Genomic DNA, 24,473 nt, shown 5'->3' on the forward strand with positions numbered 1-24,473 from the left:
CCGTGCCCGCCTCGCGGCAGCGTCACGAAGAACAAAGGCAAGACGTATTGGACAAGCCGAAGAAATCGGTCCGCCGCAAAACCAGTGGCGTGACGATCGACGAGGTAGCGGCCCTGGCCGGGGTATCGCCGATGACGGTGTCGCGCGCGATCAACCACGGAAAAGTGCGGGAGGTCACGCGCGAGCGCGTCCTGCGCGCGGTGCGCGAACTGGGCTATACGCCCAACCTGGCCGCCAGTTCGCTGGCTGCCGCGCAGCACACCCGCATCGCGCTGATCTACACCAATCCCAGCGGTGCCTACCTGCGCGAGCTGCTGGTCGGCCTGCTGCGGGTTGCCGCCAACGCCGCCATCCAGCTGGTCATCCACTACTGGGACAACTTCGATCCCGAGGCCGAACGCAAGGCCGCACGTGCCTTGGCCGGTCGGGTGGACGGGGTCATTCTGCCGCCCCCGCTGTGCGAATCGCAGGTCGCCGTGAACGAGCTGGTCATGGCAGGCATCCCGGTGGTTGCCATCGCATCGGGGCACCTGAGGGACGATATCTCCTGCGTCCGCATCGACGACTTCCACGCGGGCAAGGAGATGGCTGAACACCTGATCCAGCACGGTCACCGCCGGATCGGCTTCATCCGCGGCCGCAACGACCTCAGCGCGAGCGCGCGACGCTACGATGGGTTTGTCAGCGCCCTGCATGACGCCGGGCTGGAGGTCGACCCCGACCTGGTCCAGCCGGGCGATTACACCTACCGCTCGGGTCTTGCCGCGGCCGAGACGCTGCTGTCCCATCGCCGGCCGCCGACCGCGATCTTCGCCAGCAACGACGACATGGGCGCTGCGGCGATCTCCGTCGCGCACCGGCGCGGCCTGGAGGTGCCCCGCGATCTGTCGGTGGTGGGCTTCGATGACACCTCGGCTGCCACGACGGTCTGGCCGGAGCTCACGACCCTCCATCAGCCGATCGCCTCGATGGCCGATGCCGCCATCGATATCCTGCTGCGCACCATCCGCCGCAGGTCCGACGACGCACGCGTGCTGACGGACCATGTCGTGCCCCACCGGCTGGTGATGCGCGATTCGGTCGCGAGCCCGTCCAAGCGTTGATCGTGCAGCACGCATGGTCACGCGCCCGGGCATGCGAGGGTGGTCTGCGCTTCGTTCAAGACACCCAGCGCGACACGGGATACCGACAACGTCATCGGCCCTGCCGTGGCCAGTGACCAGGGGCGATCCAGCTTGCCGATGTCCGCGCCAGCCGCCGCCAGGCACTTCAGCGGTATGCCCACGCGCGTCCATTGGCCCACCGGCAGCGTTGCCAGCGTCGGTCCGATCGCAATACGTGCCGAGCAGCCCGTACCGCACCCCACCCGTAACCACGCTTCGCCCTGGGGTGCGGCATCAACGCGCAATGTGGTCAGCAGCATCAGGTCGCCGTTGCTCTCGCGCTGCAGATCCAGCGGTGTATGCGACTGCAGCGCGACAATCGCTTCGCCCTTGCCCGACCAGGCCAGGCGACGGCCGTCTTCCTGCGCCAGATGATCCACGCCGGTGACGTGCAGCAGATCGCCGTCGAGGGATTCCGGCACCTGGGTGACGGTGACCCCCTGCCCCGTACTGCCTTCCAGTCGCAGCGCCATGCCGGCCCCGGCATCGCCACGCGTAAAGAACACGCCGGTGGCCCCTTCATTGCCGGTGAGGCCGGAGGCTTCCGGCAGCGCGGCCAGGTTGCCGTTGTCAGCGTAGGTCAGGCCGAAGCCGAAGGCGAAGAGCGGGTCGTAATCTTTCTGGCCCACGTTGTTGGCGTACTGGGTCGCAGTGCGCGGCCAACTGAAGCTCAGCGTGCCCTTGAAGTCGTGCTGCACGCTGCCATCGGGCTTTCGCAGCAGCACATCGGCAACGCCTGCCCCTTCCGAGCCAGGCAACCACGCCGCCACGAAGGCATCCGCGGCGTTGATCTGCCGGTTCACCCACAGCGGGCGCCCACTGAGAAACACGGCGATCACGGGAATGCCGTCGGCCTTGAGCCGCTTGATCAAGGCAAGATCCGTGTCATCGCCCGGCTTGTAGGCCAGTGTCGGCAGATCGCCCTGGAACTCGGCATACGGGTTCTCGCCGAACACCACCACGGCAACATCCGGTTTTGTCGCGTATCGGCCATCCACCGCAAGGACCGCTTCGCCCCCGGCGGCCTTCGCCTGCTGCGCGATGCCTTCGTAGATCGTGTCCGCATTCGGGAAGTCCTTGCGGGTCGTGCCGGTGCCCTGCCAGTTCAGCGTCCAGCCGCCGGCCTGCTTGCCGACGTCATTGGCGCCATCACCGGCCACCAGGATGCGTTGCTTTGGCGACAGCGGCAGCACGCCGCCCTGGTTCTTCAACAGCACCAGCGACTCGCGCACCGCCTGGCGTGCCACCGCACGATGCGCCGGTGCGCCGATCAGCGCGAACTGGCCGCCGACCGCGCGCGAGGACGGTTTGCCGGCCTCGAACAACCCCAGCCGCATCTTGACCCGCAGGATCCGGCGCACGGCGTCATCCAGGCGTGCCTGGGTGATGGTGCCGGCCTTCACCGCCGCCAGGGTGGTGTCGTAGAAACCCTTCCAGCTGTCCGAGGCCATGGCCATGTCCAGGCCGGCGTTGATGGTGGCGGGGCAATCGGTGGTGGTGCAGCCCTTCACCTGTCCATGGCCGTTCCAATCGCCGACGACGAAGCCACCGAAGTTCATGCGTCCCTTCAGTGCATCGGTCAGATAGGCCTTGTGACCGTGCATCTTTTCGCCGTTGACGCTGTTGAACGAGGCCATCGCGGTCTGCGCGCCCGCGGCGATGGCCGGCGGGTAGCCGGCCGCATGGAGGCGGACCAGCTCGGCCTCGCTGATCCGGGTATCGCCCTGGTCCTTGCCATCGGTGGTGCCGCCATCGCCGAGGAAGTGCTTCACCGAGGCAATCACATGACGACCGTCAAGGAAGCTGGGCGATCCCACCTTGCCCTGCAGGCCTTCCACCATCGCACCGGCATAGGTGGCCACCACCTCGGGCGATTCGGCGTACCCCTCATACGTGCGGCCCCAGCGATCGTCCTGCGGCACCGCCACGGTCGGTGCGAACGTCCACTCCATCCCGGTCGCACGGGTCTCCAGCGCGGTGATCTCACCGATCCGGCGCAGCAGCGCCGGGTTGCGGGTCGCGCCCAGCCCGATGTTGTGCGGGAACAAGGTCGCACCGATGATGTTGCTCTGCCCGTGCACCGCATCGATCCCGAACAGCACCGGAATCGCCTTGCCGCCCTGCGTGGTATCCATCGAGGCGGCATAAAACGCATCGGCCAGCGCCAGCCATTCGGCAGGCGATGCATCGTACCGGCCACCGGGATCGGAGTTGCCGCCGGCCAGGATGGAGCCCAGCCGGTAGCGGCGCAGGTCGTCCGGCGTGATGCTGGCAATATCCCCCTGCACCAGTTGGCCGACCTTTTCCTCCACTGTCATGGTGCCCATCAGGTCGGTGATGCGCTTTTCCAGGGCCGGATCGGGAGGCAGCGGCCACGCCACCTGGGGCCAGGGATTGGCATCGGTCCGGGCGGGAACCGCAGTGGTGTCGTCGCCCTTGCAGCCGACAAGCGCGAGCAGCAGCGCGGCCATCAGCACTCCGGTGCGGCCCGTGGCGTGGTGGTGGGTCATGGTGGTGCTCCTTGCCGCCGCGCTCAGCGCAGCAGGTACTGGTTGATCAGGTTCTCGTAGCGCTCCTGCCTGCCGCTGATCTGGCGAGGCTCGCCGCCCTTGGCACCCAGTGCGGCCAGATCCGTGAGGCTGAGCGCGCCGCGGGCAAACTCCTTGCCGGCACCGCTGTCGAAGCTGGCATAGCGCTCGGTGCGCCACTGCTCCCACGGCGAGTCGTTAAGCAGCGCATGGGCGACTTCCAGCCCACGGGCGAAGGCATCCATGCCACCGATATGGGCAATGAACAGGTCGTCCAGATCGGTCGACTCGCGCCGCACCTTGGCATCGAAGTTCAAGCCGCCTTCCAGCCCGCCCTGGCGCAACACCACCAGCATCGCGCCCACCGCGTCGTACAGATCGGTCGGGAACTGATCGGTATCCCAGCCGTTCTGTGCGTTGCCTCGGTTGGCGTCGATGCTGCCCAGCAGGCCATGGTCCGAGGCCACCTGCAGATCGTGTTCGAAGGTGTGGCCGGAAAGCGTTGCGTGGTTGGCCTCGATGTTGAGCTTGAAGTCCTTGTCCAGGCCATGCTCCTTCAGGAAGCCGGCCACCGTTGCGCTGTCGAAGTCGTACTGGTGCTTCATCGGCTCCATCGGCTTGGGCTCGATCAGGAAATTGCCCGTCAGGCCGATGCTGCGGCCGTAGTCGCGCGCCATCGTCAGGAACCGCGCGAAGTGGTCGACTTCGCGCTTCATCTGGGTGTTCACCAGCGAGGCATAGCCTTCGCGGCCACCCCAGAACACGTAATGCTCGCCGCCCAGTTCAACGGTTGCTTCCAGCGCCGCTTTCACCTGTACCGCGGCGCGCGCGACGACGGCGAAATCGGGATTGGTCGATGCACCGTTCATGTAGCGCGGATGCGAGAACAGATTGGCCGTGCCCCACAGCAGTTTGATGCCCGTGGCGTCCTGGCGCGCCTTGGCCAGGCCCACCATGTGTTTCAGGTTCTTCTCGTACTGGCCCACATCCTCGGCGTCCGGCGCCAGGTCGATATCGTGGAAACACCAGTACGGCACACCCAGTTTGGTGAAGAACTCGAAGGCCGCGTCCACCTTCGCCTCGGCCGATGCCAGCGGCGCGCCGACCTCCCAGGGGAAATGGCGCGTGCCCGGACCGAACGGATCGTGCCCGGCGTTGCAGAAGGTGTGCCAGTAGCAGACCGCGAAGCGCAGATGCTCTTCCATGGTCTTGCCACCGATGATCTTGCCCGCGTCGTAGACCTTGAAGGCGAGCGGGTTATCCGAACCCCGGCCTTCGAAGGGGATCCGGCCGATGCCGGGGAAGTATTCCTTGGCGCCGATGAAGGGCTGCGTGCTCATGGTGCGGTGTCCTGTCGTTGTGCGAGGGGTCGCGTAGAGGAATCAGCCGCGATACAGCGGCGTGAGGGCGTCGAGATGGCGCAGGAAACGGGCGTACGCCGTGGGGTAGGCCTGGGTGCGTGCCGGATCCGGGCGCGCGGAAAGCTGGGGGGCGAGCGCGACATGCTGATCAGCGATGTCGGTGATCGAGGCGGTATCGCCGCGTGCACGACCCACGGCCCATAACGCCTGCAACGCGGCACCGAACGCCGCGCCTTCGGCTTGCGTCGGTACGTCCACCGGCAGGCCGAACACATCGGACACCAGTTGCCGCCACTGCGCGCTGTTGCTGCCACCGCCGGTGAGCACGATGCGCTCGAACGTCATGCCGGCGCGAACGAACGCGTCAAAGCCGTACTTCAGGCTGTAGGTCGCCCCTTCCATGGCGGCGCGGTAGATATGCGCCGGGGTCATGTTGGTCGTGTCCAGACCGGCCAGCACGCCCTTGCCCAGCGGCAGGTCCGGCGTGCGCTCACCATTGAGGAACGGCAGCATCACCAGTCCGTCGGCCCCGGGCGGCGTGGCCCGCAGATGGGCATCGCCGTCGCGGGTGCTGAAGCCAAAGGCCGCAGCAACCTGTTCGGTTGCCACGGTGCAGTTCATCGTGCAGATCAGCGGCAGCCAGCCGCCGGTCGAGGAGCAGAACGCCGCCCAGGCGCCATCCGGATCGACCACCGGCGTATCGGCGTAGGCAAACAGGGTGCCCGAGGTGCCCAGGCTCATCGCCAGGCGACCGGGCGCGACGCAGCCGGTGCCGATGGCCGCCATCATGTTGTCGCCGCCCCCGACCGCGACCTTGACGGCGCTGGGCAGCCCCAGTTCGGCCGCGGCGGCAGGGTCGATGTCGAACACCTCATCGGGTGCGGCGATGCGCGGCAGGCAGGCGGTCAGGTCGCGCGCCGGATCGGTGGCGCGCAGCAGCTCGGTCGACCAGGTGCGGGTGCGTACATCCAGCCAGCCGGTGCCCGAAGCATCCCCGTACTCGCAGAAGCGCTGGCCGGTCAGTACGAAGTTGAGGTAATCGTGCGGCAGCAGGATGGTGGCCAGCCGCGCGTAGGCGTCGGGGCGGTGCGTTTTCGTCCAGGGCAGCTTGGAGGCCGTGTAACCGGTCAGGACAGGGTTGCCGGCCAGTGCGATGGTGCGCGCCACGCCGCCCGCCGCCGCCATGATCTGCGTGCACTCGGCGGAGGTGCTGGTGTCGCACCATAGTTTGGCCGGCGCGAGGACCTCCCCTGCCGCATCCAGCGGGACGAAGCCGTGTTGCTGGCCCGAGACGGCCAGCGCAGCGATCCGCGATCGCACCGATGGATCAAGGGCATGGAAGCAGGCGTGCAGTGCCGCGACCCAGTCCGACGGCTGCTGTTCGCGGCTGCCATCGGCGGCGGAGGTCAGGCTCAGCGGCAGACTGGTGCTGGCGACCAGACGGCGCCCGGCAGGGTCGTACACCACGACCTTGAGGCTCTGCGTACCTGCATCGATTCCGGCCACCAGATCCATGTCCTGCACTCCGTTCGTTAAAAAGGTAGCGCTACCATTTCTGTGCGACAGCGTGGTGTTCGGTTACGCCACGGCGGCGCCCCGTGACCACACCTGCGGCGCCGCCTTGCAGTACTGTTCGATGAAGGTGGCCTGCGACGGCATCGTCGCGACCGCCTGCTCGATCGGCTGCCGGAGCCGCGTCAGCAGCGTGCGCAGGTCCGCGTCATTGATGGCCGCGGCCAGCGGATGCGGCGCTCCCGGCTGGATCCCCTGCCCCATCAGTACGCTGGTCCACGAGTCCACGCGGAACAGCTCACCCGGGTCCTGCCAGGCGTGTGCACGTTCGCGCCAAGCGCGCAGCCGGACCGCGAGCGACTCGGGCAGCGCCATTTCGCGACACGCCTTCCACATCGGCTCGTCGCGTTGGTTGGCGTGGTAGTGCAGGATGATGAAATCGCGCACATGTTCCATCTCCTGGCGGCTGACCTCGTTGTACAGGTCCACCAGCGTCGGGCTGATGCCGTCGGACGGGAACAGCTGGATCAGGCGCACCACCGCGCTGATGGTCAAGTGGATGCTGGTCGATTCCAACGGCTCGATGAAACCACTGGCAAGCCCGAGTGCCACCACGTTCTTGTTCCAGGCTTTCAAGCGGCGTCCACTGCGGAACGGCACCAGCCAGGGGTCCCGCAGGGGCGGGCCGTCAACATCGCGCAGCAGCTTGGCCTGTGCCTCGTCATCGGACATGTGGCGGCTGGAAAAGACCAGCCCGCAGCCGACCCGATGCTGGAGCGCGATATGCCAGCGCCAGCCGGCTTCGTGCGCGATCGCGCGGGTGTACGGAACCGGCGGCCCGACCGATTCGGTCTGCACCGCAACGGCGCGATCACTGGGCAGCCATTCATTCCAGTCTTCGTAGCCGGTATGCAGGGTCTGCTCGGTCAACAGGCCGCGGAACCCGGTGCAGTCGATGAACAGATCGCCTTCGATGACCTGTCCGTCTTCCAGCACCAGCGCCGCCACGGCGCCGTCATGGGCATGTTGCCGGACCTCGCGGATCTTGCCTTCCACCCTGCGCAGCCCGTGGGCTTCGGCCTTGCGCCGCAGGAATTTCGCATAGAGCCCGGCGTCGAAGTGATACGCGTAATTGACCTGCGGCTGGGTCTGCAGCGAGAAGCGGTCTGCACGCGAGGCAACGCTTTCCAGGCAGAAGTCGCCCAGGTCCGAGGGCATACCGCGGCGCAGGCTGTCCAGCCAGAAATGATGGAAGGGTGTGGCCCAGGTCCCCTGCCCGATCGTACCGAACGGATGGATGAAGCGATCCCCGGGGCGACGCCAGTTCTCGAACGAGATCGACAGCTTGAACGTGCCGGCCACGGCCTGCAGGAATTCCTGCTCATCGATCTGCAGGAAGCGATGGAACGCCCGGATCGGCGGCACGGTGGATTCGCCGACACCCACCGTCCCGATCTGCTCGGACTCCACCAGGGTGATGTCCAGCTGGTCGCGGAACTGATGGGACAGCGCACAGCCGGCCAGCCAGCCTGCGGTGCCGCCTCCGGCGATGACGACCTTGCGGATGCGTCCTTGCGATGCGTTCGCCACGTTCAATGCGATGCTCCCATCAGCGGTTGAGTCGAGCCAGCAACTGCGCGCGCGTGCGGCGCGCCTGCGTCTCGTCGAACGGTGCCAGTTCCCCCCGGGCAGCGTCGGGCAGGTGCTGCCCTGCGCGCTCGCCCGGGCCGAACACGTAGTAATCGAAGATCGCTGCCCACGCCTGTTTCTCGCGTGCCGGCAGATCGCGCAGCGCCCACATCGCATGCTGGAGCGCTGGCAGCGGTGAGGGAAGGAAACTTGGCGAGCTGCGCCACCAGTAGTTCACCAGCACGTTGAACGGCTCGAGGCTGCGTACGTGATGCCACCACATGCTCGGAATGAAGATCGCATCGCCAGGCTCGAGCACGGCGGTCCGGGCGCTGGCGAGGGCATCACGGAACCGGGGGTGGCGCGTGAAATCCGGATGGTCGATATCCACCACGCTGACCACCTGTCCCCCGGGCGTGGGGTCCAGCGGGCCCGGGTACAGATTGTCGATCTGCTCCGGCGGAAACAGGGTGAACCGGCGCCGGCCGACGGCGCAGCACGCCAGGTTGTCGGGCGTGTCGAAATGGCAGGACGCGGTCACGCGGTTGCCGATCCAGATGCTCGCCGAGGCGTCGATGCCCTGCCCGGCCAGGCCGGCATCGTTGTGCTGCGCGAACCCGGGCAGTGCCCGATCGATCAGCAGCGAAGCGACATAGTAGGTAGGCGGCCGTGGCGCATCGAGGGTCGCGGCAATCTCGTCCAGCACCTGCGTCAGCAGGCCGCGCCGAACCTCGATATTCAACTTCGTGAAATCCGCGGTGTAGAACGGACGTCCGTCGATCTCCGGCCCGCCGAAGGAGTACGGCACCGGCACGCCGGCCTCGAAGCCTCGCAGATAGGCCATCGCCTGCTGCGTGGAGTGCAGCCCGGCCTGCACCAGTGCCCAGCCGCGGGCGATCCCGCGCAGCACCACCGGCTCCCCGGCGGCCACCAGCGCCTCCAGCGGAAGCGCGCCGGGCTCCAGGTCTTCCACGATCTGCATGGCAACGGCGTCGAGCACCGGTCAGTTCCTGCCCGCGGCGGCAGCACTATCGGACATGCGCAGGCGGCGCTGCTTTTCGGCGATCAGGCGTCGCATGTTGTGCAGCGATGCCAGCATCAGGTAAGCCCCTTCCAGGTAGCCGGCGCGGTTGAGTTCGGCCAGCGCGGGACCGTCCAGCAGGGCCAGGCGGTCACGGTCGATCGCGTGCAGGCCGTTGACACCGATCCGGTGCTGCGGATCGATCTGCACGTCGAGCGTGATCGGTTGAATCAGCCCGTGTGCATCGAGCGTGGCAAACATCTGCGCACCAAAGGCATGGCCATCGTGAATGCCACGCAGCACGCCTGCGATATGGTCCAGATACGGCGTGTTGCCCCCCTGCGGCAGGAACACCGGCTCACCCTGCATCGCGTTGACGCGCGGATGGTCCAGGTCTACGTGCAGCACGGCCTCCTGGGTAAGCTCGCCGTCGATCCGGTTCTCCTGGAAGCCGATGAGGAACGGCCCCTTGGCCGCAGCCCCGGGCAGGTAGGACGCATTCCAGCGCCCGTCCTGCAGGAAAAGATTCTCGTGTTGCTCGAACCCCAGCAGGGCCACCGACTGCCAGTCACCTGTCGTGGTGTCCTTGCGGAGGAAGAGCGGATATTCGCGCTGCAGCTCGGCGAACTCACTCGGGTAGGCCGGCACCATGCCCACCGCATCGCCGAATTCAGGTCCGAAGCCGGTGGTCACACGCAGATCGCGATGGGCGATGTTGTTGAGCATTTCGTAACGCGGCATGGTGTTGTTCAATCCCCTCAGGAGCCGTGAACAGGTGCCGCTGCCTCAGCAGCGGCACCCACCGTTCAGAACCTGTAACGAACGCCGAGCATGTACCGCGGGCTCTGGTCCGCCAGCTTCACGATCATCTGCGAGGTGCGCGAGCGCCAACGGACGTCCTCACCGGTCAGGTTGATCGCCTCAAGACCGAACGACCAGTGATCATCCAGGGTGTAGTTCACACTGAGATCCCACTGTTCGTACGCTTCCACGTAGTACGGATTGCGACTGGTCCCCTGGTTGGCGAGGATCAGGTACTGGTCACGCCAGTTCCACGCCAAACGCACCGACCAACCATATTTTTCGTACATTAGCACGGCGTTTGCGGTGTCACTGAGGCCGGTCAGCGCGAACTGGTCGATGCCCGGGTCGCCCCCGTTGTTGTAGCCGACATCGCCATCCACCAGGGTGTAATTGGCGAGGACGCCAAAGCCGGTATCGCCGAAGAAGTACTGGCCACCGAGCTCCCAACCGTGCAGTTTTGCCTGGTTCTGGTTGATGGGACGGTTGACGCTGAACTGGTAGAGCGGATCATCGCCCTCCCCGTACAGGTCATAGGCCGCCTCGGTCGCCAGAACCTGCGCGTCGGTACCGTTATAGGCGCCCAGTCCGGCCGGATTGTTGCGCAGCAACGCCAGCGCGGTGAACAGGGCCGTATCGTTGGCCGAGCAGGCCGCCGCATTGGCCGCACCGACCTGGGTGATACAGGCGCCGCTGTTGAGGAACGCCAACGCGGCCTGCGCATCCGGACCGGCGGTGGGATCCCTCAGCCCATACAGATTCTCCTGCACGATGGTGTTGCCGATGAAGTTGTTGACGGACTTGTTCCAGTACGTCAACGACACGTAGCTCGCGTCGGCGAAGTACCACTCCAGCGCCAGGTCGAGATTGTCCGACTCCAGCGGCTTCAGCTGCGGGTTCTGTGCGGTGCCGCTGGCCCGCGAAGACGGATCGATCAGCACCGAGCCAAACGGTTGCTGTGCGGTCGGGCCTGCGTAGAGGTTGCCGATCGGCGCGCGAGCGATGCTCTTGCCGAACGAGACGCGTGCCTTGAGGTCGTCCATGAGGTCGATGCTGAAGTCGAGGTTGGGCAGGATGTAGCTGTAGCTGTTCTTTTCGGTGAACGGCTGTTGCTCATCGGACAACACCACACGGAAGTCGTTGTTGGACTGCCATTCGATGGCCTCCGGGATGGCGATGACGGACGTCGACACTACATCGGTGGTCTCATAGCGCACGCCCAGGCGGGTATTGGTGCGCAGGCCGCCCAGCTCGCCGTCCAGCTCGACCTGGAAATAAGCCGACTTGGTCTTCTCCTCCACCAGGTTGTCGGCGGCGCGCTGCGGGCTCACGCCGAGACTGGCGCCATAGTTGTCCGCCGCCCATTGCGCCAGGCGGCCCGCATCGCCGCGCCAGGCGGTGAAGCTGTTGGCATTGAAGTCGTTGAACAGGCCGACGATGTTGACCGGCTGCAGCAGGTCCATCAGCCCATTGGCCACGTCCCCGTCAACGTTGGCCACGCCCCAGTCGCCCAGAGTGCTGTAATTCTCCGCGGCCTGGATCCGGTGGGTGGTCTGCTTGCTGGAGTCGACGCCAAACTGGAAGCGCCCCCGGTCGAAGCTCCATTCACCGTCGACGCGCCCCTGCTTGATCTCGCTGACCTGGGTCTGCGAATTGATGCGCAGCACCTGCGAACCAATCTCGCCCGGCACGAAGCCCGGGTTGACCACGCCGTTGGTCTTGGCGATGGCATCGGCCGTGCTCGGGTACCAGACCTGGGTGCCCACGGGCAGGCCGTTGTTGAAGTTCATTTCCTGCACCCACGACCCACCGCAGTGCGGCCCGGTGGTGCAGTTGTTGGTGCCGGCGATGCTGCTGAAGATGGAGCCGCCACCGGTGAGCGGATCGTTCGGCCGACTTTCGTTCTTTGAATTGTGCGCGTCGAAAGTCAGCTTGAACCGGTCGGTGACGTTCCACAGTGCATTGAAGCCGAGCGATCCCAGCTTGTACTTCTGCATGCTGCGCTGCTGTTCAAGCCCGAAATCCTTGGTGCCGGCGATTTCACGGATATAGACCGGGGTTGCGACCGCACCGCTGGTGTCGAACGTGACATCGGTGTAATTGCTGTTCTGCAGCCACATGCCCTGTTCGCCACGATTCTCGGTGATCTCGTTCGTCGAATAGGTGTAGTCCAGGGTCAGGGTCACCGCATCGGTCGGTGCGAACTGCAGCACCGCCTGGCCATTGATGCGCTCGCGCTCGAACTCGGAGAACGCATAGCGAAGGTCGTTCGGACGACCGTACAGCGCGCCCACCGCCGGTGCATTGACCACGGTCGGGTTGCCGGGCATCGTGCCGGTCCACGGCTGGATGTTCCAGTAGTTGTTGGTGGCCTGCACCGAGCCACCCTTGCGCTTCTGGTAGCTCGCACTCACGCCAACGCCGAAGGTCTTGTCCGGGTTGCTGTAGCTGAAGATGCCGGACAGTTCGGGCGTCAGGTCGCTGTCGAATGGCTGGCTCTGGTCGGAGACGACCTTGGCACCGGCGCTGGCGACGGTGCCGTCATGATCGAACGGGCGTCCGGTCAGGATGTTGATGGTGGCGCCGATACCGCCGCTGGGGACATTGGCCTGGCTGGTCTTGTAGACCTCGATGCCATTGATGGATTCGGCGGCCAGCTGGGCGAAGTTGAAGGCACGGGTACCTCCGTCCACACCGCCGATGGCGACCTGCCCCGATGCGCCGAACGCATCCGCGCCCGGCATCTGCCGCCCATTGAGCGTGACCATGTTGAACTGTGGACCAAAGCCACGCGCGGTGACCTGTGCACCTTCACCATCACGGCGTTCGATGGAGATGCCGGTGATGCGCTGCAGCGACTCGGCCAGGTTGGTGTCCGGGAACTTGCCGATGTCCTCGGCACTGATGGCATCCACCACGCCGGCCGAGTCGCGCTTGATGTCCATCGCCTGGCTGAGGCTGTTGCGGATGCCGGTGACCTGCACGGTGTCCAGCTGTGTCGGACTGGGCTGGGCCTGCGGCTGGGCCACGGGTGCGGGCGTTGGCGCGTCCTGCGCAAATGCGGGATTGATGACCAGGACGCCACCGACAAAGGTAAACATGGCCCTGGAGGTGAACTTCGCCAGCGTGCGGCTCATGAACGAGCCCCCCGGCCTTGGGTACGACGGAACGTAGAAGCGCTCATGACTCTCCCCTCTGACATAACGATCGAATGGATGTACCGCCCCTCCTGGGGGCACGTACGGGCGATGCCCGTCTTCCACACCGAACATCGCAGCGCGCTGTGCGCGTGCTGCGACTCACACTCGCTTTCAGGCTTGCCAGAACAGCCGCGTGGTAAAGGGGGGGTACCCGCTGGCCTTACCCCGGCACAGTGGTAGCGCTACCATCACGTCACGGGCGCAGACTAATCACCCGTGGTCGCGCTTGTCATCATGCAGCGCAGCAAAGGAGCCCAGGTCGTGAAGCACAGCCCCAAAGCGGCCCGTCGCAAGGCAAGCGCCATCACCATCGATGATGTGGCCGCGCATGCAGGCGTTTCGGCGATGACGGTGTCGCGCGTGATCAACGGCCACGCCGGTGTGCGCGAAGGCAACCGTGCGCGCGTCATGCGCAGCGTGCGCGAACTGGACTACCGGCCCAATCTGGCGGCCAGCACGCTGGCGGCAGCGCAACACACCTGCATCGCGTTGATCTACACCAACCCCAGCGCCAGCTACCTGCGCGAACTGCTGGTCGGCGCGCTGCGCGGCTCCACCCGGGCCGCGGCGCAGCTGGTGATCGCCACCTGGGATGAGCTGGGCACCCAGGCGCGTCGCGACGCCGCGCGGCAACTTGCCAACAGCGTGGCGGGCGTGATTCTTCCTCCGCCCCTGTGCGAATCGAACGACATCGTCGACGAATTCGTGACCGCGGGCATTCCCGTGGTCTCCATCGCATCCAGCCATTTCAGCGACAGGCTGTCCTGCGTGCGCATCGATGATCGTCGCGCCAGCCACGAGATGGTGTCGCATCTGATCGCGCACGGGCATACCCGCATCGGCTACATCACCGGCGATCCGAACCAGACGGCCAGTGCGCACCGCTGGCAGGGCTACCGCGATGCGCTCGCCGATGCAGGGATCGGCTACGACGACACACTCGTCCAGCCCGGTTACTTCACGTATCGCTCGGGGCTGGAGGCGGCCGAACGGCTGTTGGCCCTTCATCTGCCGCCCAGCGCGATTTTTGCCAGCAACGATGACATGGCGTCGGCCGTGGTTTCCGTCGCGCATCGTCGCGGCCTCGATGTGCCGCGTGACCTGTCCGTGGTGGGCTTCGATGACACCTCCGCCTCCACGATGGTGTGGCCGGAACTGACCACCATCCATCAGCCCGTGGCGGAGATGGCCGACACCGCCATCGACATCCTCCTGCGGGAGATCCGACGCCCTGCCTCCTCGGTGCGGGGCACCATCAATCAGGTCCTTTCGCACCAGCTGGTCACGCGGGCATCCGTCGCCCGTCCTACACGGTCGGCATCACGGCAGCCGGCACCTGGCGCGAGGCACGCAGGTATCGCAGGTACTTCCCGATGAAGATGCCGGTGAACGCACCTGACACGAGCAGGTAAGCGGCACGGAAACCGGCATTGACGTTGAGCGATGGGGACACGGACAGCGCGACCTCGAAGCCGTACTTCACCGCAAAGGTGACCAGCAGCAACGGCAGGAGGCTGTAATCCGCACTGCGCCACAGCGTCCCCGACGCCGCATTGAGGGTCAGCGTTGCCCGCCGCAGCAGCAACCACCCCAGACCCATGCCCGCCGCGATGCCCACCAGCCACTCGCCCCAAGCCTCCCAGGACGCGCCGAAGCGATGGCCCAGCGACCAGAGGCCCCACGCCGTGAACAGCGCCGGCACGATCGCCAGTTTCGTAAGGGAGGTTTCACCGGGCTTCATGGCCGCGACGCCACGCGTGACCAGGAAGATCAGGATCGCCCAGACCCACACGGGGGTATTCGACACGAGTTGCTGCAGCATGCTCACAGGACGTCCTTGATGTTTGGGGTGCCGGCCGTGGAATGCCGTGCGGGAGTGGCAACATTCTCGCGTTGCACCCACCCATCACAAGTGACAGCTGTCAGGCATCAGGGAGTACAGGGTGGCATCCCCGGACTCAGCCCCGCCGCATCAGAATCATCTTTTCCTGCGACATGTCCCGCATCGTGTACGGAATACCCCCTGTGCCATAACCAGACTCGCGGCGGCCGGCGAACGGCATCCAGTCGGTGCGGAACGCGGTGGGGTCGTTGATCATCACGGCCGAGGCATCCAGCCGGTTGGCGGCGCGCATGGCGATGTCGATATCCTGCGCGAACACGCTGGCCTGGAACGCGGTGGGCAGTGCGTTGGAACGGGTGATCGCCTCGTCCAGGTCGGCATAGCGATAGACCGCCACCACCGGCCCGAACACCTCCTGCGTGGTGATGCGTGCGTCACCGGGGGGATCAATCAGCACGGTGGGCTGCAGGGTGGTGTCAGACAGCCGCTTGCCGCCAGCAGCCAGCTGCGCACCGCCGCTCACCGCTTCGTCAATCCACTCGCCCACGCGGTCTGCCTCGCGCGGATGGATCAGCGGGCCCACCTCGGTGTCCTTCAGGGTCGGGTCGCCGGTTCGCAGTCGCTCGACCCGGGCGATGAGGGCCTCGGTGAAGTCGTCGGCAATGTCGTGGTGGACGAAGATGCGCTGCGTGGACACGCACACCTGGCCGGCGTGGTAGTAGCCGCCCTTGACGATCGGCTCGATGATTCTGCCCAGGTCCGCACTTCGGTCGACGATGGCGGGTGCCACCCCGCCGTGTTCGAGCGCCGAGCGTGCGCCGTGTGCCAGCTTGGCGTGCAGCGACCACCCTACCCTGGCCGAGCCGATGAAGCTGAGGAAGGCAATGCGCTTGTCGGTGGCCAATGCTTCGGCCAGGTCATTGCCCTCCGGCACGAAGCTCTGGCACCACGGCTCGGGCAGTCCGGCCTCATGCACCATCGCCACGAATTCCAGGCAGGACAGCGGCGTCGCGGAGGCGGGCTTGATGATGACCGGGCAACCGACCGCGATGGCCGGTGCCACCTGGTGGACGATCAGGTTCAGGGGGTGATTGAAGGCCGAGATCGCCGCCACGATGCCGATGGGTTCGCGCGTGGTGAAGGCCCAGCGCGCTTCCGACGCGGCCGACAGCCCCATCGGGATTTCGCGGCCGGCAAAATTGCGCAGCTCGTCGGCCGCGTTGTGGACGCCGTCGATGGCACGCGTGGTTTCAACGATGGCATCCGGCAACGGCTTGCCACCCTCGCGTGCAATCTGCAGGGCGAGGTGGTCGCGCTTGGCGTCCATCAAGGCGGCAAGTCTGCGCAGGATGGCGATGCGCTGGTGCGGATGGAGCCAGCCGTCGCGGTTCTTGAAGACCCGCTCGGCGGCGTCGAGCTTGCGCTCCAGCGCTGCGGCAGTGTCGAACCCGATCTCGGCGATGGGCGCGCGGTCAAAGGCCTGTACGACGGTCAACATCTTGAGCTCCTCTCGGAAGGATCAGCAGTGGCGATCATGCGCAGCCCACATCCGGCGTGCGGTTGCGCAGCTCATCCACCAGCACGCGGGTGTTTTCGGCATAGTCGATCGGCACATCCAGCACGTGGACGCCGCCGCCAGCGAAGGCGGCTTCGATCATGGGCACCAGATCGCCCACCGCGGTCACCCGGCTCCCTTTGGCGCCGTAGGCCTCGGCGTACTTCACGAAATCCGGATTGCCAAAGCGCATCCCGAAATCCTCGAAGCCATCCACCGCCTGCTTCCAGCGGATCATGCCGTAGGCGCTGTCGTTGAGGATCACCACCACCAGGTTGAGTCCCAGCCGCACGGCGGTTTCCATCTCCTGCGAGTTCATCATGAAGCCGCCGTCACCGCACACGGCCATGACGCGGCGTTTCGGGTACAGCATCGCCGCCATCATGGCCGACGGCAGGCCGGCCCCCATCGTGGCGAGTGCGTTGTCGAGCAGCAGTGTATTGGCGACATGCGTGCGGTAATTACGGGCGAACCAGATCTTGTACATGCCGTTGTCGAGACAGACGATGCCATCCTCCGGCATGGCCTCGCGCACGTCATGCACGACCCGTTGCGGCGTGATCGGGAAGCGGTCCTCCTCGGCGCGGTCGTTGAGACGGGCGAGGATCTTCTGGCGCAGCTCGATCATGCCTTCGTCAGTCGCCAAGCGGCCTTCCAGCCGCCCGGCCAGGGCATCCACCGAAGCCCCGATGTCGCCCAGCACCTCGATATCGGGGTGATACACCTGCTCCACGGTGGCGGACTGGAAGCTGATATGGATGACCTTGGGCCCACCACTGCTCTTCATCAGGAAGGGCGGCTTTTCGACGGTGTCATGGCCGATGGCGATGATCAGGTCCGCGCGGGCGACGGCTTCGTGGACATAGTCGCCTTCGGAGAGCGCAGCCGTGCCCATGTACAGGTTGGAGCCGCCGGTGACGGCGCCCTTGCCCATCTGCGTGTTGAAAAACGGCAGGCGGGTCCGCGTGACGAACGCGGAAAGCGCTTCGGTGAGCCACGGGCGGCTTCCGGCCGCGCCGATCATCACCAGCGGTCGTTTGGCGGCCAGGATGGCTGCTTCTGCGCGGTCGAGCGCGGCAGACGGTGCGATCGGACGCTCCAGCGGATGGACCGGGATGACGGGGATCTCCTCCACCTCCTCGCCGGCGACATCCTCCGGAAGCTCCAGATGCACTGGCCCGGGGCGCTCTTCCATGGCCACGCGGAAGGCATCGCGCACGGTGGCCGGAATCGCGGCCGGGCTGACGATCTGACGCGTCATTTTCGTGAGCGGCTTCATCGACGCCACGATATCCACGATCTGGAACCGTGCCTGCTTGGCGCTCATCACCGGCTTCTGCCCCGTGATGAGAATCATCGGCCACGCGCCGAGGTGGGCATAGGCCGCGCCGGTGGAGAAATTCAGTGCGCCGGGGCCGAGCGTGGCCAGGCACACGCCGGGCCTGCCCGTGAGGCGGCCATGGGTGGCGGCCATGAACGCGGCCGCCTGCTCGTGGCGGGTAAGCACCAGCTCGATGTGCGAGGTCCGGAGCGACTCAAGGAAGTCCAGATTCTCCTCGCCCGGGACACCAAAGATGCGGTCGACGCCTTCGTTCTCCAGCGCCTTGACCAGTAGATCCGAGCCCTTCTGCATAGCTTCGATCCTTGCGGTGACGTCAGGATCACTATACCCGGGCCGATGTCAGCGCCGCGTCGCCTGTCTGCGGGATGCTGTGCGCCGCGGGTGCCGGTAGTTTTACTGCCCTCATCCCGCATGTATTGCGGTTGAGCGCGTAGAGCGCTGTGGCCAGACTCGAGTGACACCCGGTGCCCGCCATGCGTGGCGACTTCGTGCATGTAGACCAACACAGCACATCATGGATAAAACGTGGACACTTCCCGATCTGGTCGCCGAGCAGCATCCGGCGTGACGTGTGCGGGTACGTTCGTGTCACCGCAATCGATTCGCGGCAGCCTGCTCGTGGTCGGGCTGGCTGCCGCGGCGCCCTGGTCCGCACTGGCGCAGAGCGTGGACGCCGCCAGCTGCATTACGGTGCCGGCCACCGTACCCGCCCAGCAGGTCCGCGCGAACGGTACGGTCCAGACCATCGCAAGCGGCACGTACGCGCCGACCACCGCCGGTGCACCGGCCTTCTATGCCGCCAATGCCGGCGTGATCCACGCTACCGGCGCGGTGGCGTTGATCACCAGTGCCGCCAACACGGCCACGGTCTGCTCGACCAACGCGGGCGCGGTCAACTTCCTGGCGGCTGGCTCCACCGTCAGCCGACTGGGCGCCGGAGGGCCTGCTGCCCGCCTGGAGGCAGGCACCACGCTGACCTCGAACGGCACGCGCTTCTACACGTCCCTGGCCAACAGCGAAGGCATCCAAGTGGCGGGCGGCGGTTTCACCGGCAGCGGCGATATCATTGCCACCGGGATATTGCTGGGGACGCAACCCGGCAACCCCGCCACCTACGGTCTGCCGGTGGACGCCAGCGGCAATCTTGTCACCGATCCCAGCGCTTACGTGGGCAAGGCCGCAACGGCGGCCCACGGCATCAGTGCCATTGACGGCACCGTCCGGTTGAATGTGGACAGCGCCGGCATTCCCACGGGTGGCACCACATCGATCCATATCCTGGGCACCGGCGCCGGAGCAACCAATGGCAGCCACGGGTTGCTCGGCGCCAGCGGCGCGCAGTTCGACGTGCATGCGGTGAACATCGTGACCCGCGGCAACAACAACAGTGGCGGACGCTTTGCCACCGGTTCGCGCCTCCAGGCATCCCAGCTTTCCATCGATACCAACGGCACCGGCGCGACCGGCCTGGTGTTCGCTGATGCGCAAGGCACCTTGTCCGGGCTGACCATCACCGCCACCGGCATCACCGCGCACGGGCTGTCGGCCACCGGCACCTCCCAGGTGCAGGCTGATGGGCTGGACATCCGCGTGGCCGGGCAGAATGCGCACGGCGTGCTGGCCGGGAGCGGCAGCACGGTCACACTGGCAGGTGCGCCGGGTATCGTCATCGCTGCGGGACAGACCGGCAATGCGCTGCGCGCCGAAGGCAGTGGCAGCGCGCTCACGGCAAACGGGCTGCGCCTCTCAACGCTGCTCAACGGTGCCATCGCTGGCCATGCGCTGACCTCAGGCACGCTCACGCTGAGCGGCAGTGCGATCTACACCTCCGGCATTGCCGGCGGCAACGCGGCGGTTGGCCTGCAGGCCGCCAGCGGCGGTACCGTGGTCAGCCAAGGCAATGCCCTGCTGACCGGCGTACAGCTCGGTACCGATCCTTCCGCCGCCAGCTATGGCCTGCCGGTGGATGCCGGTGGCACTGCCACGACCGATCCGGCCGCCTATGTGGCCACCGGCACCACCGGCGCGAATGGTGCGCAGGTGTCGTCCAGCGGCGGCACGCTGCGCCTGGACGTGGCCGCCGACGGGTCACCGCTGGCCACCTCGACGCGCATCGAAACGTTTGGCAACAACAGCACCGGCGTACTCGTGGCCCAGGCCGCCTCGGCGACATCGCGGCTGCAGGCGGCCAACACGGTGATCACCACGCACGGCATCAATGCCAATGCCGTGCTGGTCCAGGGCACGGCCGGCGCCACCGGACCGCAGGCCACGCTGCTGCGCCTGGACACGCGCACGACGGATCTCAATGCCAACGGCGTATATGGCCAGGCCGGCGCGCAGGTCAGCGTCACCGACAGTACCCTGACCACCTCGGGAAGCGGCGGCGGCATCCGTGCCGATGGCGCGGCCACCCGCATCACCGCGCGCAATCTCTACATCGGCGGCGGTGGCGCGGGGGGCATCGGCCTGAACGCGACGGGCGGCACCATCGACAGCGCCGGCTCCACCATCATCAATGCCGGCCGCCCCGGGATGACGCTCAACGCCAGCGGTGGCACGGCTGGCACGCTGATCTCCAGCGGCGACACTCTCCACACGGGCGTGCTGCTGGGAACCGATCTGGCGCTGCCGACGTTTGGGCGGCCGGTGGATGCCGGCGGCCATGCGGTGACCGATCCCGCCGCATTCGTTCCCTCGGGCATCTCCGGGCATGGGGTATACGTGGGCACGGCCGGCGGCCGGGTCTGGATGAACGTCACTCCAGTGACGGGTCAGGCCGACGGTGCACGCAGCAGCATCACCACGCTGGGTAACGCCAGCGAAGGCTTCAACATCCAGGGCGTGGATGCGATCGCGACCTTGGCCAATGTGAGTGTCTCCACGCGCGGCACCGATTCCATCGGCGCACGCGCGGCAGGGGCCGGGCAGATCCGTACGAGCGGCATGGCCGTCACCACCAGCGGGTTGCATGGCTACGGGCTGGCCGCGTATGCCGACAGCCTGCTGACCGCGACGGCAAGCACCATCGCCACCACCGGCGTGCAGGCGCACGGACTGATTGCCTGGGCCGAGAATGGGCACCTGCTGCTGGGCGGCGGCAGTCGCGTGGCTACCCGAGGTGCGTTGGCCCACGCTGCGGTGGCATGGAACGGCGGCCGGGTGGACGTGGCCGATACCACGCTCGCCACCACCGGTCCCAGCGCAGCGGCGTTGCTGGTCCGGGGCGACCCCGCCCCAGCGTCAGCCTTCGTTACGCAGTCCACGCTATCCGCTGCGGACGGCCCCGGCATAGGCGCCATCGGCGCGGCGCAGATCGACCTGAGCGGTGCGACGGTAGGCGGGCGCGATCTATGGCTGAAGGTCGGTGCCATCGCCGATTTCGATGGGCTCGATGCGGCGGTTCCGGTGCTCCCGCCAGACCTGCCGCCCGATGATCCGGCAGCACCCTTGCCGATGGCGATGCCCATGCAGCTGCCGCTGTTGTCCGCCGCCGACACCCCGACCATTGCCAGCATCACCGCGACCGGCAGCGTGCTCACCGGCGCCGCGATCACCCTGCCCGGCAGCCTCTCCAATGTGGCGCTGCACGACACGCTGTGGAATCTGACCGGCAGCTCCACGCTCACCACACTGCTCAATGATCGCAGCCGGATCGCGTACGCGGTGCCTGGCGGAGATCCCGCCCAAGGGGCCAGCTACAAAACCCTGGCCGTGTCGCGCTACAGCGGCAATGGCACGCTCGCTCTGAACACCTGGCTGGGGGACGATGCGTCCCCTTCGGATCAGCTGATCGTGGTGGACGGCAGCAGCAGCGGCCCCGGCGCGTTGGAGATCCGCAACAGTGGCGGCCGGGGCGACCTTACGCTCGCCGATGGCATCCGCGTGGTGCAGACAGCCAACGCCACCAGCACGGCGGACAATTTTGCGTTGTCCGCGCCGGTCGTGGCCGGCCCCTACGAGTATTTCCTGTACCGCGGCGGTGCAGCCACGCTCTCCGGCCCGGACGTGGAGAACAGCTGGTACCTGCGCTCGGTGATCGATTGCGCCAGCCCGGGCGCACCGGCACCCCCCTGCCCCAGCCCGCCGCCCCAGCCGCCCCAGCCACCACCGGAGCCACCGCCTACACCGCCCACCCCGTCCCCGCCCCCGGCCTATCGCCAGGAGGTGTCGCTGATCGCAGCCGCACCGGCGATGGCCCAGGTGTACGGCCGCACCCTGATCGATACCCTGCACGAGCGGGTCGGCGACGAGCAGCTGCTGCATCAGCGCGGCGACCTGGATACCGAGCGCAGTGGATTCAACGGCGCCTGGATGCGCTATCTCGGCCACGACGGCGAACATGATGGTGGCCGGCGCGGCATCTATGGCGATCGCGGCCCCGACTTCGACTACCGCTTCGATGCATTGCAGATCGGTACCGACCTCTACCGGCGCGTGGATGCCGATGACCTGCGCCGCCGCCACGCCGGTTTCTACCTGGCGTATGGCAAAGGCAAGGGCGAGGTGCGGCACAACCTCCTGGACTACCGTTTCCATGCCGGCACGGACAGGTTCAAGGCGGGCTCCGTCGGCGGCTACTGGTCAGCGTTTTCCGCCAAAGGCGCCTATATCGACGCCGTGGCCCAGTACACCTGGTATGACATGCGCCTGCAGTCCCCTCGCAGCTCCGACAGTTTTGTCGATGCCGATGGGGTGGCGCTGTCGCTGGAAGGCGGCTGGCCGTTCATCCTCAACGAGGGCGACGGATCCTATGGAAAGGACGGCCGTTGGCGTCTGGAGCCGCAGGCGCAGGTGATCTGGCAGCAGATCGACGTCGACGACCTCGATGATCACACCGCGCAGGTGCACTTCAGTGACGGTGACTCGCTGGCCGGGCGCATCGGCGCGCGATTGAATCGCACCGGCCAGCGCGAGACCGCGCAGGGCGAGGCACGCAGCGGCAATGCCTGGTTGCGCGCCAACGTGTGGCACGAGTTCCGGGGCGCGCCCCGTGCCGCGTTCGCCACCAACAGCGGCTACGTGCCGTTCGCGGTGGACATGGGCGGATCATGGGGCGAAGTAGGCATCGGCGGGACCTGGCAGCTCACCCAGACCGGCTACCTGTATGCCGATATCGACTACAGCTGGAGTTTCAACGGCGACGAGACCGCTTGGAACGGCAAGGTGGGCATGCGCTGGAACTGGTAAAAGCTGAGCGACCTTCACCGTGGCGCGGGTCACTTGCGGTGCCGACGATGGATCACTACACCCGGGGTCCATTTCGGGGTTTGGTGACAGCCACTATCCCCTGTGAAATCATGCAACGTTGGCCGTGCGGCGAGCGTGTGTGTTCAAGCGATTCTTCAAGAAAAACAGCACGAAGGCGGCGGCGACCGCTGCGCTCGACGTGCGGAGTAAACGCCCTTCAGCGGGAGAGATCCGCGTCGAAGGCGCGACCGAAACGCTGTTCCTGTCTCCCTTGCCGGTGTACACCGGTCAGGTCCAGGGCTCCCGTCGACAGTTCTCGGACATCAATGAGGTGTTCCTGGATCTTGGCGGAAGCAACTGGGGGACGGTAGAGGGCGTCAAGATGCTGGCCGGTGGCATCGTCGGCCTGCTGGTGTTGGCGTTCATCGTGCCTGCGCTCATCATGCTCTACCTGGTGCTCGCCTACCCGGAGAACTTCCTGGCGCCGCTGGCGGATTTGAAGATGTTCATCCAGGTCTTCTCCGCTGGCGCGCTGCTCGGCCTCCTTCCGTTGGGAGCATTCGCTTACGGAATGTTCGGCGACGAGTTCAAAGGCGCAAAGCCCTACCCGGTGCGCTTCAACCGCCAGCGTCGCGAGGTGTGCTACATCGACCGCAACAGCGGTCGCGCCCTGATCGTGCCCTGGGAGAGTGTCGTTGCCTGGGTGTCCAATGCACAGGGCGTCACCCCCTATGGCGCGACGCGCCAGTACACCTTCGGCATGGGCCTGGAGGATGAGGAACGGGACACCGTGCAGTTTGTCCTGCTGCCACAGCCCAGTGATTCGCACTCGCTGGGCCTGTGGGCGTCGATCCGGAACTACATGGAGGACGGGCAGTTGTTCAACGCACCCAACCCCTGGTTCCAGGCATTGGGTCTGGTCCCGACCGAGGATCGGCTGAAGCCCTATGAGGGCATGCACACGTTTGAGATCGAGCGCGAAGATGCGCGCGCGATGGGCTCCCTTGATGATGGCGGTGATGACCTGACGCCTGAGCAACGGGCGCATTACGGCTACGACAAGCGCTCTTGGTGGCCGCTTCGCCGCTGGTACCTGTGGCGTGTGTTGACCTTCTGGAAACTGCCCTACGTTCTTGCGGAATGGACCCATCGCAGGGGCCGGCCCGCGATGCCGGAGCAGGTGACGGCGTGGTCGCAGCCGCTGCCCGAGGCGCAATGGGCCAAGCCCAGCGCCGCGCTGATGAAAGCCAATCAATTGGTGAGAACGCTGATGGACAAAAAGGGCGCGCCATTCGTTGACGCGTGCAAGGCGGCCGGGTTGCACTGAG

At 66.4% G+C, this 24,473-nt stretch carries 14 protein-coding genes; 4 read left to right on the top strand and 10 right to left on the bottom strand.

The window, feature by feature from the left end:
* The first annotated feature begins 47 nt into the window (after nt 1-47).
* Complete coding sequence (locus ACWV8V_RS05695) at nt 48-1,103, top strand: LacI family DNA-binding transcriptional regulator (RefSeq protein ID WP_455899167.1); 1,056 nt, start codon at nt 48-50, stop codon at nt 1,101-1,103.
* Nucleotides 1,104-1,120: 17 nt separating this feature from the next.
* Here ACWV8V_RS05695 and ACWV8V_RS05700 read toward each other — a convergent pair whose 3' ends face one another.
* From ACWV8V_RS05700 to ACWV8V_RS05730, 7 genes are all read right to left on the bottom strand, one after another.
* Entirely contained in the window at nt 1,121-3,673 is a 2,553-nt protein-coding gene (locus ACWV8V_RS05700) for a glycoside hydrolase family 3 N-terminal domain-containing protein (protein WP_455899168.1), read from the bottom strand.
* 23 nt (nt 3,674-3,696) lie between these two features.
* Nucleotides 3,697-5,031, bottom strand: a complete 1,335-nt coding sequence (xylA, locus tag ACWV8V_RS05705) for a xylose isomerase (protein WP_455899169.1) — start codon at nt 5,029-5,031, stop codon at nt 3,697-3,699.
* 42 nt (nt 5,032-5,073) lie between these two features.
* The gene (gene xylB / locus ACWV8V_RS05710) at nt 5,074-6,567 is read right to left on the bottom strand and encodes a xylulokinase (RefSeq protein ID WP_455899170.1); all 1,494 of its coding nucleotides are present in this window, start codon (nt 6,565-6,567) and stop codon (nt 5,074-5,076) included.
* 63 nt (nt 6,568-6,630) lie between these two features.
* Nucleotides 6,631-8,160: a tryptophan halogenase family protein gene (locus ACWV8V_RS05715; RefSeq protein ID WP_455899171.1), complete on the bottom strand. Its 1,530-nt coding sequence runs from the start codon at nt 8,158-8,160 to the stop codon at nt 6,631-6,633.
* 13 nt (nt 8,161-8,173) lie between these two features.
* Nucleotides 8,174-9,175, bottom strand: coding sequence for a cupin-like domain-containing protein (locus ACWV8V_RS05720; RefSeq protein ID WP_455899612.1), 1,002 nt, complete (start codon nt 9,173-9,175; stop codon nt 8,174-8,176).
* Between the two features lie 21 nt (nt 9,176-9,196).
* Nucleotides 9,197-9,955, bottom strand: a complete 759-nt coding sequence (locus ACWV8V_RS05725; RefSeq protein WP_455899172.1) for a SapC family protein — start codon at nt 9,953-9,955, stop codon at nt 9,197-9,199.
* A gap of 65 nt (nt 9,956-10,020) precedes the next feature.
* The gene (locus tag ACWV8V_RS05730) at nt 10,021-13,152 is read right to left on the bottom strand and encodes a TonB-dependent receptor (RefSeq protein WP_259260047.1); all 3,132 of its coding nucleotides are present in this window, start codon (nt 13,150-13,152) and stop codon (nt 10,021-10,023) included.
* Between the two features lie 324 nt (nt 13,153-13,476).
* On the opposite strand from ACWV8V_RS05730, the gene ACWV8V_RS05735 reads away from it, so the two are divergent.
* Complete coding sequence (locus ACWV8V_RS05735) at nt 13,477-14,592, top strand: LacI family DNA-binding transcriptional regulator (protein ID WP_455899173.1); 1,116 nt, start codon at nt 13,477-13,479, stop codon at nt 14,590-14,592.
* Here the strand turns inward: ACWV8V_RS05735 and ACWV8V_RS05740 are convergent.
* The 3 genes from ACWV8V_RS05740 to ACWV8V_RS05750 form a co-directional block, all read right to left on the bottom strand.
* Nucleotides 14,522-15,043, bottom strand: coding sequence for a DUF6622 family protein (locus ACWV8V_RS05740; protein WP_455899174.1), 522 nt, complete (start codon nt 15,041-15,043; stop codon nt 14,522-14,524). The two genes, ACWV8V_RS05735 and ACWV8V_RS05740, sit on opposite strands and share 71 nt — an antisense overlap.
* 130 nt (nt 15,044-15,173) lie before the next feature.
* Complete coding sequence (locus ACWV8V_RS05745; RefSeq protein WP_455899175.1) at nt 15,174-16,556, bottom strand: aldehyde dehydrogenase family protein; 1,383 nt, start codon at nt 16,554-16,556, stop codon at nt 15,174-15,176.
* A gap of 34 nt (nt 16,557-16,590) precedes the next feature.
* Nucleotides 16,591-18,246 (bottom strand): acetolactate synthase large subunit, encoded by a 1,656-nt coding sequence (locus ACWV8V_RS05750; RefSeq protein ID WP_455899176.1) that lies wholly within the window; start codon nt 18,244-18,246, stop codon nt 16,591-16,593.
* A 294-nt stretch (nt 18,247-18,540) separates the two neighbouring features.
* On the opposite strand from ACWV8V_RS05750, the gene ACWV8V_RS05755 reads away from it, so the two are divergent.
* Both ACWV8V_RS05755 and ACWV8V_RS05760 read left to right on the top strand, forming a co-directional pair.
* A complete protein-coding gene (locus ACWV8V_RS05755; RefSeq protein ID WP_455899177.1) occupies nt 18,541-23,145 on the top strand; it encodes an autotransporter outer membrane beta-barrel domain-containing protein in 4,605 nt (1,534 codons plus the stop codon).
* Nucleotides 23,146-23,284: 139 nt separating this feature from the next.
* A complete protein-coding gene (locus ACWV8V_RS05760; RefSeq protein WP_455899178.1) occupies nt 23,285-24,472 on the top strand; it encodes a hypothetical protein in 1,188 nt (395 codons plus the stop codon).
* Nucleotide 24,473 lies beyond the last annotated feature (1 nt).

The organism is Stenotrophomonas sp. Ker107b (assembly GCF_053847245.1).